General features: G+C 69.9%; 15 protein-coding genes. 9 read left to right on the top strand and 6 right to left on the bottom strand.

From position 1 onward, the window contains the following. From AB0C02_RS13795 to AB0C02_RS13775, 5 genes are all read left to right on the top strand, one after another. Positions 1-504: an SRPBCC domain-containing protein gene (locus AB0C02_RS13795; RefSeq protein ID WP_357547844.1), complete on the top strand. Its 504-nt coding sequence runs from the start codon at positions 1-3 to the stop codon at positions 502-504. 292 nt (positions 505-796) lie between these two features. After that, on the top strand, positions 797-2,359 hold the full coding sequence (locus tag AB0C02_RS13790; RefSeq protein ID WP_357547842.1) for an MFS transporter: 1,563 nt from the start codon (positions 797-799) through the stop codon (positions 2,357-2,359). 97 nt (positions 2,360-2,456) lie between these two features. Further along, entirely contained in the window at positions 2,457-3,845 is a 1,389-nt protein-coding gene (locus AB0C02_RS13785) for a condensation domain-containing protein (RefSeq protein WP_357547841.1), read from the top strand. A 58-nt stretch (positions 3,846-3,903) separates the two neighbouring features. Further along, on the top strand, positions 3,904-6,012 hold the full coding sequence (locus tag AB0C02_RS13780; protein WP_357547840.1) for an HAD-IIIC family phosphatase: 2,109 nt from the start codon (positions 3,904-3,906) through the stop codon (positions 6,010-6,012). Positions 6,013-6,020: 8 nt separating this feature from the next. After that, entirely contained in the window at positions 6,021-7,322 is a 1,302-nt protein-coding gene (locus AB0C02_RS13775) for a nucleotide disphospho-sugar-binding domain-containing protein (RefSeq protein ID WP_357547836.1), read from the top strand. Between the two features lie 45 nt (positions 7,323-7,367). Here AB0C02_RS13775 and AB0C02_RS13770 read toward each other — a convergent pair whose 3' ends face one another. Then, positions 7,368-7,865, bottom strand: coding sequence for a YcxB family protein (locus tag AB0C02_RS13770; RefSeq protein WP_357547834.1), 498 nt, complete (start codon positions 7,863-7,865; stop codon positions 7,368-7,370). 48 nt (positions 7,866-7,913) lie between these two features. After that, complete coding sequence (locus AB0C02_RS13765) at positions 7,914-8,174, bottom strand: helix-turn-helix transcriptional regulator (protein WP_357547832.1); 261 nt, start codon at positions 8,172-8,174, stop codon at positions 7,914-7,916. 87 nt (positions 8,175-8,261) lie between these two features. On the opposite strand from AB0C02_RS13765, the gene map reads away from it, so the two are divergent. Then, complete coding sequence (map, locus tag AB0C02_RS13760) at positions 8,262-9,086, top strand: type I methionyl aminopeptidase (RefSeq protein ID WP_357547957.1); 825 nt, start codon at positions 8,262-8,264, stop codon at positions 9,084-9,086. A 126-nt stretch (positions 9,087-9,212) separates the two neighbouring features. Here map and AB0C02_RS13755 read toward each other — a convergent pair whose 3' ends face one another. Next, positions 9,213-10,394: a low temperature requirement protein A gene (locus AB0C02_RS13755; protein WP_357547831.1), complete on the bottom strand. Its 1,182-nt coding sequence runs from the start codon at positions 10,392-10,394 to the stop codon at positions 9,213-9,215. A gap of 414 nt (positions 10,395-10,808) precedes the next feature. Here AB0C02_RS13755 and AB0C02_RS13750 point away from each other — a divergent pair, with 414 nt between their 5' ends. Together AB0C02_RS13750 and AB0C02_RS13745 are read left to right on the top strand one after the other, a co-directional pair. Beyond that, positions 10,809-11,186 carry a 50S ribosomal protein L11 methyltransferase gene (locus AB0C02_RS13750; RefSeq protein ID WP_357547830.1) on the top strand — a complete coding sequence of 126 codons (378 nt, stop codon included), beginning with the start codon at positions 10,809-10,811 and terminating at the stop codon, positions 11,184-11,186. After that, complete coding sequence (locus AB0C02_RS13745) at positions 11,176-11,403, top strand: hypothetical protein (RefSeq protein WP_357547828.1); 228 nt, start codon at positions 11,176-11,178, stop codon at positions 11,401-11,403. Before AB0C02_RS13750 ends, AB0C02_RS13745 begins: the two co-directional genes overlap by 11 nt. A 92-nt stretch (positions 11,404-11,495) precedes the next feature. Here the strand turns inward: AB0C02_RS13745 and AB0C02_RS13740 are convergent, their stop codons facing one another. The 3 genes from AB0C02_RS13740 to AB0C02_RS13730 form a co-directional block, all read right to left on the bottom strand. Further along, entirely contained in the window at positions 11,496-12,896 is a 1,401-nt protein-coding gene (locus AB0C02_RS13740; protein WP_357547825.1) for a DEAD/DEAH box helicase, read from the bottom strand. 181 nt (positions 12,897-13,077) lie between these two features. After that, positions 13,078-13,296, bottom strand: coding sequence for a hypothetical protein (locus AB0C02_RS13735; RefSeq protein ID WP_357547823.1), 219 nt, complete (start codon positions 13,294-13,296; stop codon positions 13,078-13,080). A 117-nt stretch (positions 13,297-13,413) separates the two neighbouring features. After that, positions 13,414-14,034, bottom strand: a complete 621-nt coding sequence (locus AB0C02_RS13730; RefSeq protein WP_357547822.1) for a TetR/AcrR family transcriptional regulator — start codon at positions 14,032-14,034, stop codon at positions 13,414-13,416. A 95-nt stretch (positions 14,035-14,129) separates the two neighbouring features. Here AB0C02_RS13730 and AB0C02_RS13725 point away from each other — a divergent pair, with 95 nt between their 5' ends. Further along, positions 14,130-15,170 (top strand): hypothetical protein, encoded by a 1,041-nt coding sequence (locus AB0C02_RS13725; RefSeq protein ID WP_357547820.1) that lies wholly within the window; start codon positions 14,130-14,132, stop codon positions 15,168-15,170. Positions 15,171-15,212: the final 42 nt, after the last annotated feature.

The raw sequence follows: 15,212 nt of genomic DNA, 5'->3' as shown, positions 1-15,212 counted from the left end.
ATGAGTACCCTGACCGAGACCCGACGCGGATTCACCATCGTGCGGAGGCTCGACGCCCCCCGCGAACTCGTCTTCCAGGCATGGACGGACCCCGAACACCTGCACTGGTTCATCGACACGGAGACCGCCGGGTCGCGGCATGAAACCACGGTCGACCTCAAGACCGGCGGCGCCTGGCGGCTGCACATGATCGAGAACGAGGAGCGCCAGTACACCACCGGCGGCGTGTACCGTCAGGTCGTCCCGCCGGAGAAGCTCGTCTTCACCTGGGGCGCGGTGGACGGTTGGCCGCCCGTCGGGGTGGACAGCTCCGACGACAACCCGGTCGTCACGGTCACGCTCAAGGACGTCGACGGTGCCACCGAGATGACCCTCGACGTCGGGTTCGACGACCATGTGAGCGACGAGGCCGTCCGCAGCTGGCTGACCAAGGGCATCGCCAACGGCTGGACCGCCACCGTCGACCGCCTCGGCCCGTACCTGGCGGGGCTGGCCGCGCGGTAGCGCCCGGCCCGCCGTCTCAGCGACAACCCGCCCTTAGTCCGTGGCCAGACCGGCGGGCTGCGGCGCCGGCGTGGCGGACCGAGGAGTGAAGCGGCACCGGGGTGGACGGGCCTACGGCATCGTCCGTCCCGGTGCCCTGCTTGGCTGGAGCGCGGGCAGGTTGCCACACCCATCGTGGTGGCAGCCGCGCGTTGCCGCGCGGATATCGCTGGAAAAGGACGCCGGCAAGCGTCGGCGACGATAGGCAAGTTCGAAGATGACCGATGCGCCCCTCGCGGTGAATGCTTTTCGCATGGTCGAGTTGGAGCGCGGAAAAGCGGATCAGGTCCGGCGCGCCGGACGCCGGGAGTGGGTGGGATTAGCCGCCCTCGTGGTGCCGATGATGTTCATCCTCCTGGATAACGGCATCATTTTCCTCGCGTTGCCTTCCCTGACCGCGAACCTCGGGGCGACCAGCACGCAAACCCTCTGGATCGCGGACATCTACGGCTTCTTCCTGATGGCTTTTCTGGTGGCGATGGGTCGCGTCGGTGACCGGGTCGGCCATCGCAAGTTGCTCTTGACCGGCGCTGCCGCCTTCAGCGTGCTGTCCCTCTTGGCCGCGTTCGCCAATACGCCGGAATCCCTCATCGTCCTCAGGGCGGCGCTCGGCATGGCCGGCGGCGCCGTCGGACCGAGTCTCTTCGCCCTGATCAGGGAGCTGTTCCCGGACCGCCGGCAGATGGCCACGGCGATGTCCATCTCCGCCACCGCGGCCATGGTCGGCGTCTCCCTCGGGCCGACCGTCGGCGGCCTGTTGCTGAACCGGTTCTGGCCGGGGTCGGTGTTCCTGATCGCGGTACCGGTGATGCTGTGGTTGCTGGTGGTCGGCCCGTTCGTCCTACCGGAGACCCGGCACCGGTCCGACCAGCCGATCGACGTGCTGAGCGTGGTGCTGTGGCTGATGGCGATCGTCCCGGTGGTCTACGGTCTCACGACCGTTGCCCGGGTGGGCTGGAAGCCGCTGCCGCTGACCGTGATGGCCTTCGGTCTGGTGGTGGGCGCGGTGTTCGTAACCCGCCAGCGCCAACGGTCGAATCCCCTGCTCGACATGCGACTGTTCGGCATCCGCGCCATCGGCGCCACGCTGGCCATGTTCCTGCTCGTCGGGGTGGTGCAGAGCGGCAACGGTCTGGTGCTCAACCAGCACCTGCAACTGGTCGAGGGCTTCTCCACGCTGACGACCGCGCTGTGGATGGTGCTGCCGATCACGGTGGCGATCGGCGGCGTACACGTCTCCACGATGCTGGCGAAGCGGACGCGACCGGCGTTCGTGCTCGCGGGCGGCCTGGTCATCGCCTCGGTCGGGTCCGCCGTGCTGAGCCAGACGCCCGCGGTGGACGGTCTCACCACGCTGATGGTCGGACTGTGCATCGTCATGGCCGGCACCAGCCCTGTCGGCGTGCTCAGCGGCCAACTGGTGATGCAGGCGGCCCCCGCCGACCAGGCGGGCTCGGCCGGATCGTTGAACGGCACCGCCGGCGAGGCCAGCTCCGCGTTCGGCATCGCCATCTTCGGCAGCCTGGCGACCGCCTTCTACTCGGGCAACGTGAGCATCCCCGCCGAGGTCTCGCCGGCAGACGGGGCCGTCGCCAACGACTCGATCGCTCACGCGCTCAACCTCGCGCACGGGCTCCCGGCCGGTGCCGCCGAAAAGCTCCTTCTCGCGGCCAGAGAGACCTTCAACACCGCGGTCACGAACATCGCCGCCCTCTGCGTGGTCCTGTTCCTCGCGCTCGCGGTGCTGGCGTTCACCACCTTGCGCGGGGTTGCGCCGATCGGTGCGAAACAGGCCGAGGCGCAGCAAGCCGAGTGATCTGCCCTACCAGGCCAGGTGCGCCGACCGACGCACGGCGGCCGCCCTTCGCGCACAGGTTCCGTGGCGCGAGACGCATGCCAGCGAGGAGGACAAGGTGGTCAAGTTGGACCCGACGCGCGACGGACCGGACGCCCCGGGTGGCGCGGTGTCGCCGGATCGGCTGCCGCTCTCGTTCAACCAGGAGTTCCTGTGCATGTTCGACAGCGATCCCGAGTCGGGCCCGTTCGGTCCGAGTTACCACATCATGCTCGACCGGCGGCTGGCCGGACCGATCGACCAGGCCGCGCTACGCGGAGCGCTCCTCGACCTGGTACGGCGGCACGAGGCCCTACGCACCAGGATCGTGCGCGGCGTCGAGTCGCCCTACCAGCAGGTCTTTCCGGCCAGCCCACCGCGGCTCGAAGTCAGGGAATGCCCCGGCGTGCCGCACGAGGAGCGGCCCCGGCGGGCGGCGGCGTTCCTGAACGAGCTGGAGTGCAGCGACGTCGACGCCGACGAGCTGCCCCACGTACGCCCGGTAATCATGTACTTCGATCAAGAGGATGCCGTCCTGGCCCTGTTGATGCACCACACCGCGGTCGACGGTTGGTCGTTGCCGGTGATCGCGCGCGATCTCGTGGAGTTGTACGCGGCCCGGTGCGCGGGCACTCCCGGCGACCTGCCGCCGGTACCCCAGTACCGGGACTTCGTCGCCTGGGAGCGGGCGCGGGCCGGGAGCCGGTCGATGACGACCGCCGAGCGATACTGGGCGGAGGCGCTGCGCGGGGCGGAGCTGACCGCGCTCAGGTGTGACCACCCCCGGTCGGCGAAGCTGCCGCCGGTGACCGCCGCGCACCGATTCGTGATTCCCGCGAATCTGGGCACCGAGGTGACCAGGCTGGCCAGGCAGGCCCGGTGTTCACCGTTCATGGTGCTGCTCGCCGCCTACTACCGGCTGGTCCAGCGGTTGACCGGCGCCACCGACATCGTGGTCTCGACGCACACTCCGGGCCGGGGAAACGGGCTGTTCGACAGCGCGGTCGGCTCCTTCTTCAACTTCGTGCCGCTGCGGACGAGGCTGGACGAGGGCACCGCTGGGCTGGAGCTGCTCTGGCGCACCCGCGACACCTGCCTGGCCGCCTACGCCCACGACGTGCCGTCCACGCGCATCTTCGACGCCGCTCCAGACCTCATGGCGGCAGCCATGCGGGACGACCTCGCGCCGGTGACGTTCCAAGCCCTGCCCTTCGTGCCCGACTCGCATCCCACGACCGCCGGCGGCGTGACGTTCAACCCGGTCCCCCGACCGCAGACGGGCAACGTACCGGTCACCGCCCAGATCCCGGACGGCGCGCTGTGGACGCTCAGCTTCCGGGCGTCCGGCGACATCGCGGTGAACGTGGCCTACCGCACCGACCGGTTCGACCACCAGACGATCGACCGGCTGGCGGCTGAGTACCAGGGCACGCTCGAAACCCTCACACGGGAACTGGCCGGCGCCTGACCTGCCGGCACCGACTGGCGCGATGAGTAACTCGATCGATGGATCAACGGGAGGAATCGTGTTCCGGGTGCGTGTGATCGGGTCGTTCACGGTCGATCCCGTCAACGACGTGCTGGAGTTCTGGACCGGACTGCTCGATCTGGACGTGGGATGGCAGTTCGGTGGCTTCGGCCAGGTGTTCCAGGAACTGCTCGGCGTCAGCGGCGTGGACATGGACGGCCGAGTGGTGCTGGTTCGGCTGGCCGACTGGCTGACCGATTCCGGGCGGGCCGGCGACGGGCCTGACCCGAACCTGTCGGAGTTGGTCGATGAACTGGCGGAAGCGGTACGCGTGGCAGCCGGATCGGCCCGGGTGGCGGTCGTGGTGTGTCCGTCACCATCGCAGTCGGCCGAGGCGACGGCCGAGGCCGAGGAATCGTTGATCTCCCAGCTCGCGGGTGTACCGGGCGCGGTGGCGATCTCCTCGGCACGACTACTGTCGTGGTTTCCCGAGCAGGAGTGGCACGAGCCGTTCACCGAGGAACTCGGCCGGATGCCGTACACCCGAGACGGGTACGCGATGCTGGGCACCGCGGTGGCGCGGGCCGTGCACGGCTGGCTGCGGCCGGCGCAGAAGGTCGTCGTGGCCGATTGCGACGGCACGCTGTGGGACGGTGTGGTCGGCGAGGTCGGGGTGGACGGCGTCGAGGTCTCCCCCGGCCGGCGCCGGTTGCAGGAGCTGCTGATCGAGCAGGTGCACGCCGGGCGGCTGCTCTGCCTCAACAGTCGCAACGACGACGGGGACGTCCGGGAGGTGTTGCAACGGCATCCCGACATGCTGGTGCGCGACGAGCACGTCACCGCGATCCGGGCCAACTGGCAGCCGAAGCCGGAGAACCTGCGCTCGCTGTCGACGCAACTGGGGCTCGCGCTGGACGACTTCCTGTTCGTCGACGACGATCCGGTGCAGGTGGCCGAGATGCGGTCGAGCCTGCCGCAGGTGACATCGATACTCCTGCCGCCCGACGCCGACGCCGCCGTGTCGCTGCTGACCCATAGCTGGCTGCTGGACACCTTCACGGTGACCCGGGACGACAGCCAGCGGGGGCTGCGTTACCGGGAGCACGGGCAACGCGAACAGGTCAGAGCACGGGCGGGCACCCTGGCCGAGTTCCTGGACCGGCTGCGGCTGACGGTCACCATCGACGCGCCCACGGAAACGGAGCTGGAACGGGTGGCGCAACTGACCGCGCGCACCAACCAGTTCAACCTGACCGGCCAGCGGTACCCGGTGGCCGACCTCGCCCCCTACCTCGACGACGGCACCTGCCTGGTGGTACGGGCACGCGACCGCTTCGGCGACTACGGCCTGGTCGGCGTGACCCTGTGCCACGTCGACCAGGCGGTACTGGTGGTGGACGCGATGCTGCTGTCCTGTCGTGCGCTCGGTCGCGGCATCGAACACCGTATGATGGCTGACCTCGGAACCCGGGCCATCGCCCGTGGGCTGACCGAGGTACGGGTCGCGTACGTCCCGACCGGGCGGAACCTGCCCGCGTACCAGTTCCTGGCCGCCCTGCCCGGCCAGTGGGACCGTACCACCGGCACCAGCCACCTCTGCCTCACCGCCGCCGAGGCCGCCGCCGCTCGCTACCAACCCGACGAGGCCGCCGACACACCCCCGTCCGGGGACGCCAACATTCAGGCCGGACCGACCTCGGCCGCACCGTCGGAGAAGATCCAGCACATCGCTACGAACCTGACCACCGCAGCCCAGATCGTCGCGGCCGTCCAAGCCTGGCGGGGCAGCATCACGACCGCCGACTACCCCGGGGCCGCCGACGAGATCGTGCCGCCGCAGACCTCGACACAGCGCACCGTCATGCAGCTGTGGGCCGAGCTGCTCACGCCGCCACCACGGTCCATCACCGACAATTTCTTCGAACTCAACGGCGATTCCCTCAAGCTCGTCGGCTTCATGGGGCAGGTCCGCCAGCACTTCGGTGTCGAGCTACCGGTCAACGTCCTGTTCGAGACGACGTTGAGTATCGCCGAGATCGCCGCCGCCATCGACGAGGCGCAGCAGGGCGATCACGACGTCGACGAGCTCGACATGCTGGCCGGTCAGCTCAGGGTTCTGCCCAGCGAACGGATCGAGGTCCTGCTAGACGCCGCCGACGATCACTAGGGACGATCATGGCTAACGCGTTCGTCATCACGCACGGCACAGCCGGCGACCTGCTGCCGCTCATCGGCGTCGGAAAGGCGCTGGCCGCCGACGGGCACCGGGTGACCGTGCTGACCCACAGCCCGTATCGGGACGTCGTCGTCGGTTCCGGAATGGACTTCGTCGCGATCGACACCGAAGAGCAGTACGCCCAGGAGTTGTTGGACACTCAGCGGCTCAACGCGGACGTGTTCCGCCGTCCGATGGCCGTGGCACAGTTCTATGAGCGGTTCACCTGGTTTGACCAGATCCGGACCGAGTTCACCACTCTGGTCGACCGCCACGTGCCGGGTGACACGGTCGTCGTGGCCCGGCACAGCAGTGGCGTGTCCGCCCTGATGGCGGCGGAGACGTTAGGGGTTCCGGTGGCCTGGGTGGCCGTGTGCCCCACGCAGATACAGTCTCTGCCACTGATGGAGAAGATGTACCGCTACACCATCGGGGCGCGGATGAACAAGGTGCGGGCGGAGTTCGGGCTGCCGCCGATCCATGACTGGGTTGCCTGGTACGACCGACCCGACCTGCAGATCGCGCTGTGGCCGGACTGGTTCGACAAGGCCGGCCCGGCTTCACCGGCGAACGTCCACCTCACCGGCTTCGTCAGCCACGACCCGGGCGAGTCAGGCACCGTCCCGCCGGAGGCCGAAGACCTGCTGAACTCAGCCACCCCACCAGTGCTGATCGCCGGTGGCACCAGCATGGTGACCCACGACAACTTCTACTCCACGGCGGCGGAGGGCTGCGCCCGGGCCGGGCGTACCGGCCTGCTGGTCTGCCCCCACCCCGACATGGTGCCCCAGCCGCTGCCGCCGGGAATACGCTGGTTCCGCCGCCTGCCGTTCCGGGAGGTCATACCGAGGGTCTCGGCGGTCATCCACCACGGCGGCATCGGCACGCTGGCGCGGGCCTCCGCTTCCCGAACGCCTCAGATCATCCTGCCCTGCAACTTCGACCGGCCGGATAACGCCGCCCGCCTCGCGCATCTCGGCTTGGCGGAATGGCTGCCGGTCGGGCAGTGGACCCCGGAGCGGGTCGCCGAGGCCCTCGAACGTCGCGTCGGCCGCCGGCTCGACCCCCCGGCACCGATCGACTCGGCTGCGTCCGGGCGGCTCGTGGCCGACCTGGTGCGTGGGCTCCTGAACGGGCAGCAGTTCCCTGGTGCGCGCCGGAACGGAGACGCCCTACTCGCCCGGCTGCGTCAACTGTCGCCGGCGCAGCGAGAGACACTCCGTCGCCGGCTGACGGCGGCCAACGAGGGGGAGCCCAGGTGAGGGCCCACACGATTGTCACCGACCTTGACGCAGCGGCAATCGAACTCACCGACGCTGGAGCAGCCCACGTTCGGCCATATAGGCTCGCAAGGTCTCGGCGTCTTCGGCGGACATCAAGCGGCGTGGGATCACGGTCGCCGGCATCCGGCCGACATACACGATCCAGAAGTCAGGGGTGTCCCTTACCCGGGCGACCCCGTCCCAGGCGATGCCGCCGGATTCCGAGCCGCTGCGCATCATGATGTTGTCGTCGGTGATGTCGTAGGCGCCCTCGACAGCGTAGCGACTGGAGCGGCGCCGGGCGCGCGACCGCACCCACGGCGAGTACAGCATCGAAAGCAGGCCAGCCACGACCAGCGCTATGTACAGCGGCGTGATCCGTTCGCCCCACGCGAACCCCCACGAGACGGCGAAACCGATCGCCCCGACCGCCGCCAGCACCGCGCCGACAATCCCGTACCTGCGCAGCCGAACACTGCTGAGCGCAGCGGCCACGCGGCCCGGGTAGGCGGGATCGGCTGGTACGTCAAAACGGATGTGCACGCGGAAACGATAGTGCCCGCCGGCCGGTTTCCGTGAATGGAGCAGCGGCTACAGGACGGCTAGGTCGCTGCCGCGCCAGGTGGCGGCCAACTCCTGCACCGGCAGGTTGAGCGCCTCACCGAGGCAGATGATCGTGCCGAAGCCGGGGGAGGGGAGTCGTCCGGTCTCGATCTTGCGCAGGGTTTCCGGCGAGATGCCAGCCGCGTGCGCGACTTCCGCCAGGTCGCGTCCCGCTCGCGCCTGGCGCAGCAGGGCGCCGAGACGCTTGCCGGCTTCGATCTGCTCAGGTGTGAGCGGTTGGCGGACCATGCTCCCAGGATAGGGCTGGTATTACTATACCGGCAAGTGTTAGCGTGTTGGTATAACTATACCAACACCCTGTGGCGCGAGGTATTCGTGATTGAACTGAAAACGCCTGCGGAGATCGAACGCATGCACGTAGCCGGGCGTTTCGTCGCCGAGGTGCTCTCCGAGGTCGGCCAGCTCGCCGACGTGGGCGTCAACCTCCTCGACCTGGAGCACCACGTGCGCGGCATGATCAAACGGCGCGGGGCGAAGTCGTGCTACTGGGACTACGCACCGTCCTTCGGACGCGGCCCGTTCCGCAACGTCATCTGCCTGTCGGTCAACGACGCCGTCCTGCACGGCCTACCCCACGACTACACGCTGTGTGACGGCGACGTACTCAGCGCGGACCTCGCGGTCAGCATCGACGGCTGGGTCGCCGACTCGGCGCGCACGGTCGTCGTCGGGACCGCCGCCGAGGAGGACCTGCGGATCATCCGCGCCACCGAGGAGGCGTTGGCGGCGGCGATCGAGATGGCGCGTCCGGGCAACCGCCTGGGTGACATCTCGGCAGCCATCTGGGCGGTAGCCCACGACTACGGCTATCCGGTCAACACCGAGTTCGGTGGCCACGGCCTCGGCCGCACCATGCACGAGGAGCCCCACGTTTCGAACAAGGGCAGGGCAGGGCGCGGCCTCACGCTCCGGCCGGGCCTGACCCTCGCGCTCGAACCCTGGCTCGCCCGCACCACCGACCGGATCATCTATGACGCCGACGGCTGGACCATCCGGTCGGCCGACGGCTCACGCACGGCCCACTCCGAACACACGGTCGCCATCACCGAGGACGCTCCTCTGGTGCTCACCCGGCGTGAACCGGAGGACCCCATAACGAGGGGCGATTCCACCAGCCGTCTATCCACAAAAGACGCGTAGCGCGCCAGCGGCAGGTGCTTGGTCCGTAGCCGGCAACCGTTGCTGATTCCATCGTCAGGCGTCAGCAATCCACGGGTCTCCGCGGGGCCAGCCCGCCTTGACAGACCAAGGCGATCCCTAACTTCACTAGAAGGCGGGGGATGGTGCTTCGGGTGGGCGCCCATGGGCGCGAACGATGTCCGCGGTGGCCACCCCGGCCAGGACCAGGTTCGCGACGATGGCGACCCCCAGCGGTGGGACGTACACCATCACCGGCGCGGCGACGGCCAGTACGAGCAGTGCGACCAGACGGGATGGGGAGACCCGGCTGAATACCTCGTACTCGAATCGGGCTCGGCCGGCCAGGAACAACGCGGGCCCGCCGAGAACGACAGCGATGAGCCCGAGGGTGGTGTCGCCGCTGGGATGGTGGATGCTGGTTTCAGCTCCGGCTGCGGCGACGACGACGCCGGCCACCATGATCAGGTGGGTGTAGGGCGCTGACCGCACGAGCCGGCCCGGGTCGCGGGAGGCCTCGATGGTGGCCTGTAGCAGGGCCCCGGCGCGTTGGATGTAGATCTGCCACAGCAGCACGGTGGTGACGAACGTGAGCACGAACGCGACGGTCCGGTCGAGCGCGAATCCGCGGCCGGCGTATGTCAGGGTGGGGACCAGGATGAGGTCGCCGAGGGCGAGAGTGAAGAACTGCTGGTAGCGTTCGGCCAGGTGTTCGGCCGCTAGCCTGTACTGCGACCTGGGTATCCGACCGAGCCGGGGTGTGGGGTAGCGGAGCCAGGCCGACCCGTAATCCAGGGCGAGGGCCGCCGTCCACAGCGCGCCACGCGCGGTTCCTGCCACGGCGGCTCCAGTGAGCCATGGCAGGGCCGAGACGGAGAACCAGAAGAGGAATCGCGCGGCGTGTCGACGTGCCTGGCGCCCTCGCAAGGCGGGTGCCAGGAAGAGATTGCGGCCTAGGTGGATCGCCACGTAGGCGGCCGCGAAGACTACGGCGTCGCGGGTGAAGGCCGCAGGCAGCGCGGCGGCCATCAGCATGGTGCCGAACATGACCGAGATGGTCATGAGGTAGATCGGTGGCCGATACGGTAAGTAGATGTCGGTCGTGAGCGCGGTGACCGACCAGACCCACCAGAGCGCCATCAGCAGGACCAGGGTTTGAAAAACTCCGGGCCAGGTCAGATCAGCGGCCAGCTTCTGCGACGTCAGGGCGAGCGCGGCAACGAAGACCAGGTCGAGGAACAGTTCCAACAGGGTTGCTCGTTGCGGTCCCCCGGCCTGGCGGGTCAGCCCCACCGCCCGGTCGGTCGTCACGGGCCCCCCGATCTGGTGAATCGGCGGCCACCGACACTCGGCCGCTCGCCTCGACACTCGGCCGCCCGACTGCCCTAGACACGATCATGATCTGACAAATCGCCCCTTCGGCCCAATCGTAAACAGGACTGGACCGCCGAGTACCCAAGAAACGGCACTGCGTTGCCGCCCCCGCCGGGCGACCGCGGTCGTGCAGGCCGTCCTCGTCCCGTACAGCGTCGAGACCAGCCGCTACTCAGGGTGAAACGGCTCAGTGCCGCCGCGCCGAAGGGCAGCACATCCGCTCGTGCTTTTCGGGCGATCAACACCGCGACGTCGGGCCCGCCACCTGCACGCGGTCGGACGTAGTCCTTGTTCGGCGGGCGCCTGAAACCGGTCGCCCTGACCGGCGACCGTCCATGAACGGAGCATGTCTTGCTCACGCCGCCCGGCGCACTGCTCACGCCCTTCGTCGCGTTCCGCGCCGACGAGTTCGACGGACTGCGCCTCGTGCGTCTTCCGTTCGTACCGGGGATCCGCCTGTACCTGGCTGATGACGCGATCGTGTTGCCGGGCCAGGTTGGAGAGGCACGGGTCGGACCGGGCCGCACGCCGTTCTGGGCGAACGCCTGGGCCGGCGGCCAGGCCCTCGCCCGGTATGTCCTGGACCATCCGCAGGTGGTGGCCGGCCGGCGGGTGATCGACGTGGCGTCTGGCTCCGGTCTGGTCGCCATCGCCGCAGCCAAGGCGGGCGCCGCCGAGGTGACCGCCAACGACATCGCCCCGTACGCGCCTGGCGGCCGTGGCGATTAACGCCACGGCCAACGCGGTCACGCTGGCGGTGAACGAGGGCGACCTGCTCGGCGGCGACGGCGGCGACGCCGACGCCGACGTGATCCTCGCCGGCGACGCCTTCTACGACCCCGAGATGGCCGCACGGATGCTGGGGTTCCTACGCCGCGCCGCCGACCGCGGCGCGCATGTCCTCGTCGGTGATCCCGGCGGGGGCACCTGCCCCACCGATGGCTGAAGGTACTGACCAGCTACCGGGTGCGCGGCTTGGGCGCTGCGGAGGAGGCCGAACTCACCGAGGTCTCGGTGCTCGGCCCCGTCGGGTAGCGGTCAGCGCCCACCGTGGCGAGCGCCCGGCCGGGCCCGGGCGGAGAAGGCCGCCGCACCGGATCGCGTCGCTGTGGATCGTGTCGGGGTGGTCGACGCAGGCTTGCCGCCGCGTCGGCCCCGGCCGCCGTGGGCGGGCTGCGCGTCGTGCCGCGGGGCGGCGGACTGCGGGGCGGCGGACTGCGGTACGGGCTGGGGGACCAGCGTCCGTTCCCCCGGGGCGAGTTCGCGTAGCAGCGCGTCACCCGGGCGCAGGCGGGTGGTGGTCGCCGTGATGCCCGCCTTGCGGGTCAATTCCCGTACCTCGGGCACCTGCCCGTCGGTCATCAGCGTGACGACGGTCCCGGCCGCGCCGGCCCGGGCGGTACGGCCCGAGCGGTGCAGGTACGCCTTGTGTTCCGCGGGCGGGTCGGCGTGCACGACGAGGGCCACGTCGTCGATGTGGATGCCCCGGGCGGCGATGTCGGTGGCGACGAGCGTGTGCACCTCTCCGGCGGAGAACGCCTGCAGGTTCCTGGTACGCGCGGCCTGGGCCAGGTTGCCATGCAGCTCGACGGCCCTCACACCGGCCGTGACCAGCCGGCGGGTGAGGGTTTTCGCACCCCGCTTGGTACGCGTGAACACCACGGTGCGGCCCGGCGCGGCGGTCAGCTCGACCAGCACGGCGAACCGGTCGTCGGCGTGGACGTGCAGGACGTGGTGCGTCATCGCGGCGACCGGCGACAGCGTCGAGTCGACGCTGTGCACGACCGGATCGGTGAGGAACCGCCGCACGAGGACGTTGACGCCGGCATCCAGGGTGGCGGAGAACAGCAGACGCTGCCCACCGCGTGGGGTCTGGTCCATCAGCCGCCGTACGGTGGGCAGGAAGCCGAGGTCGGCCATGTGGTCGGCCTCGTCGAGCACGGTGATCTCGACCGCGTCCAGGTGCGCGTTGCCGGCCTCGACATGGTCGGCGAGCCGGCCCGGGCAGGCCACCAGGATGTCGACCCCGGCGCGTAGCCCGGCGATCTGGGGTCGGGCGGCGACGCCACCGAAGATGGTCATCGCGCGTAGCGACAGCGCCTGCGCCAGCGGCGCCATCACGGTGTCGATCTGGGTGGCCAGTTCACGAGTGGGTACGAGGATCAGCGCCCGGGGTCGCCCGGCCCGCCGTGGCGTGGCGCTGGCGGCCAGGCGGGTCAGCACCGCCAGTACGAAAGCGTAGGTCTTACCCGAACCGGTGCGGCCCCGGCCGAGCACATCCCGCCCGGCGAGCGCGTCGGGCAGGGTCGCGGCCTGGATCGGGAACGGCCGCTCCACCCCGGCCGCGGCCAGCACGCGGTTGAGCGCGTCCGGTACGCCGAGGTCGGCGAAGGTCGGGGAGTCGGGCGAGTTGGTCTGGCGCGGGCGGCTTGCCGCCATGAAGGCTCCGAACGTCGAAGGGATGTCCGCCCGGCGCTGACCGCTTCGGCCGCGGCACGTGGCGTGGGACATCGAACCCGGCCGCGCCATGCTGGGCGGGCCGCGCTGCCAGTCTACTCGAACCAGCTACCGGACCATGCTGCCTGCTGACCGGCGGTGAACGAGCATCGGCATCGGCCGATCAGGGTGCCATCACCTGCCACCGGCTCTGTCCGTCCATCCATGCCCGGGCCAGGATCTCCGCCGACTGCCGACCAGGGCACTGGTGGATCTTCGACCGACCGGCGCTGCCGCCGGCTCGGGCCTCGACCTCCCACGACTCGCCGTCGGTGCGGATGAACACGTCGCGGCGCCCCCGCACGGTGCGGTCGCCGTTCCACCAGTGACGCTCGGTTTTCACCCCCCGACCGTATAGCACCAGATCCGAGTGTGGAACGTTGGCGATCTTGGTATCCTCCGACGTCGATGAGGTGACCGGGCATTCGCGGGGTCCCGGGGGCCCTCGGCCGGTGCGCGGTCACACTGCGGTGGTGCCCGGTGACAGCAGGGCGTGCACGCCGGCGAGGTAGTCGGGCGCGGTGGTGCCTTCGACGAGCAGGTGCTGCAGCAGGAAACCTTGGGTGAGGCCGAGCATGGCGGCGCCGACGTGTTCCGGTACGGCGTCGATGGGCAGGTTTCCGGCGGCCTGCCAGCGGCGGGCGACCTCGGCGCAGTGTCCGCGTAGCCGCCGGTAGGCGTCGTTGGCGCGCCCGCGGATCTCCGGATTGCGCAGCGCTTCGCCCCAGGCTTGGACGGCGATACGGGTCAGGTCCTGGCCGATGGCAGGGTCGTTGATGGCCCGGCTGAGGATGCCGTTCACCATCGCCGACACCGCCTCGGCGGGGGAGGGGGTGGCGTTGTCGGCGAGCAGGCGGGCGAACACCTCGTCGGCGGTGGTCAGGGCCGTTTCGGCGACAGCGCCGATGATCTCCTCCTTGCTGCGGAAGTATCGGTAGACGGCCCCGGCGGACAGGCCGGACTCGCTGATGATGTCGGCCATCGAGGTCAGGTGGAACCCGTCGCGGGCGAAGCGGTGGGCGGCAGCGTTGAGGATCTCGGCGCGGCGGTTGGCGCGGTACTCGGCGGAGACGCGTGGCATGGCTCCCATCGTAAAAGCGAACGTTCGTTCTTGACGAATCGCCCGGCCGACTCCTACCGTCGAAAGCGAACATCCGCTCTTCTTTAGGAGTCGTCATGGCCTCGGACGTCTCGTCCCCAGCCGACACGCCGCCGGCGGTGTCGCCGTGGCCGCAGGTCGCCGCGGTGGTCGCGTTGCTGACGGTGATCATCGGTGCGCTGCTCACCGCGTTCGCGTGGCCGGCTGTGCGGTCATCGGTGCACGACGTGCCAATCGCCGTCGCCGGCCCGGCCGCCGCCACGGATCAGGTCACTGCCGCGTTGCAGCAGCGCCTACCAGGCGCGTTCGACATCACCCGAGTCGCGGACACCGCCGCTGCCGAGGCCGCCGTGCTCAACCGTGAGGTCTACGGGGCGATCGATGTGAGCACCGGCACCCCGCAGGTGATCATCGCCTCGGCTGCCAGCCCCTCCGTCGCGCAGACCCTGCAGCAGATGGCCGGCGCCCTGACGCAGGCGACCGGCGACGCATCCGCCGCAGCCGGCGCGGTCCGCGACATCGCCCCGCTGCCCGCCGACGACCCTCGCGGCGCCGGCCTGTCCGCCGGATCGCTGCCGCTGGTGATGGGAGGCATGCTCGCCGCCGTCCTGTTGACCAACCGGATCCGTGGCACCGGGCGACGGGTAGTCGGAGCGCTCGCGTTCGCCGTGACCGGCGGGCTGGCCATCGCAGCGATCCTGCAGTTCTGGTTCGGCTCCATCACCGGCGCCTACTGGGCCAACTCCGGCGTGGTCGCGCTGTCGATCGCCGCTACCTCTCTCACCCTGCTCGGCCTGGAATCGCTGCTCGGCTACGCCGGATTCGGCCTCGGAGCGGTCATCATGATGCTGATCGGCAACCCGCTGGCCGGCACGGCCACCGCGCCGCAGATGCTGCCGGGCTGGTCCGGCACGCTCGGGCAACTGCTGCCGCCGGGCGCGGCCGGGTCACTGCTGCGCTCGACCGCCTTCTTCGACGGACACGGCGCCGCCCGGCCCCTGACGGTGCTGCTGGCCTGGCTCGCCCTCGGGGCGATCCTGTGCGCCGTCGGCGCCCTACGCGCGCCCAGCCGCACAACCGCCGTCAGCGCCCCGCCCGCCGCAGCCGCAGTTGCGTGACCCCAGCCAACCGCAAACCCCTGTCGACGTACGTCGCCGACA

It is taken from the genome of Micromonospora sp. NPDC048999 (assembly GCF_040649295.1).
Taxonomy (GTDB): domain Bacteria; phylum Actinomycetota; class Actinomycetes; order Mycobacteriales; family Micromonosporaceae; genus Micromonospora.
This window is presented reverse-complemented; position numbering and strand designations above follow the sequence as displayed.

Excerpts from the sequence above, each read along its gene's own strand:
- AB0C02_RS13795 (WP_357547844.1), top strand. The coding sequence starts at position 1 with ATGAGTACCCTGACCGAGACCCGACGCGGATTCACCATCGTGCGGAGG.
- AB0C02_RS13790 (WP_357547842.1), top strand. The coding sequence starts at position 797 with ATGGTCGAGTTGGAGCGCGGAAAAGCGGATCAGGTCCGGCGCGCCGGA.
- AB0C02_RS13775 (WP_357547836.1), top strand. The coding sequence starts at position 6,021 with ATGGCTAACGCGTTCGTCATCACGCACGGCACAGCCGGCGACCTGCTG.
- AB0C02_RS13765 (WP_357547832.1), bottom strand. The coding sequence starts at position 8,174 with ATGGTCCGCCAACCGCTCACACCTGAGCAGATCGAAGCCGGCAAGCGT.
- AB0C02_RS13740 (WP_357547825.1), bottom strand. The coding sequence starts at position 12,896 with ATGGCGGCAAGCCGCCCGCGCCAGACCAACTCGCCCGACTCCCCGACC.
- AB0C02_RS13730 (WP_357547822.1), bottom strand. The coding sequence starts at position 14,034 with ATGCCACGCGTCTCCGCCGAGTACCGCGCCAACCGCCGCGCCGAGATC.
- AB0C02_RS13725 (WP_357547820.1), top strand. The coding sequence starts at position 14,130 with ATGGCCTCGGACGTCTCGTCCCCAGCCGACACGCCGCCGGCGGTGTCG.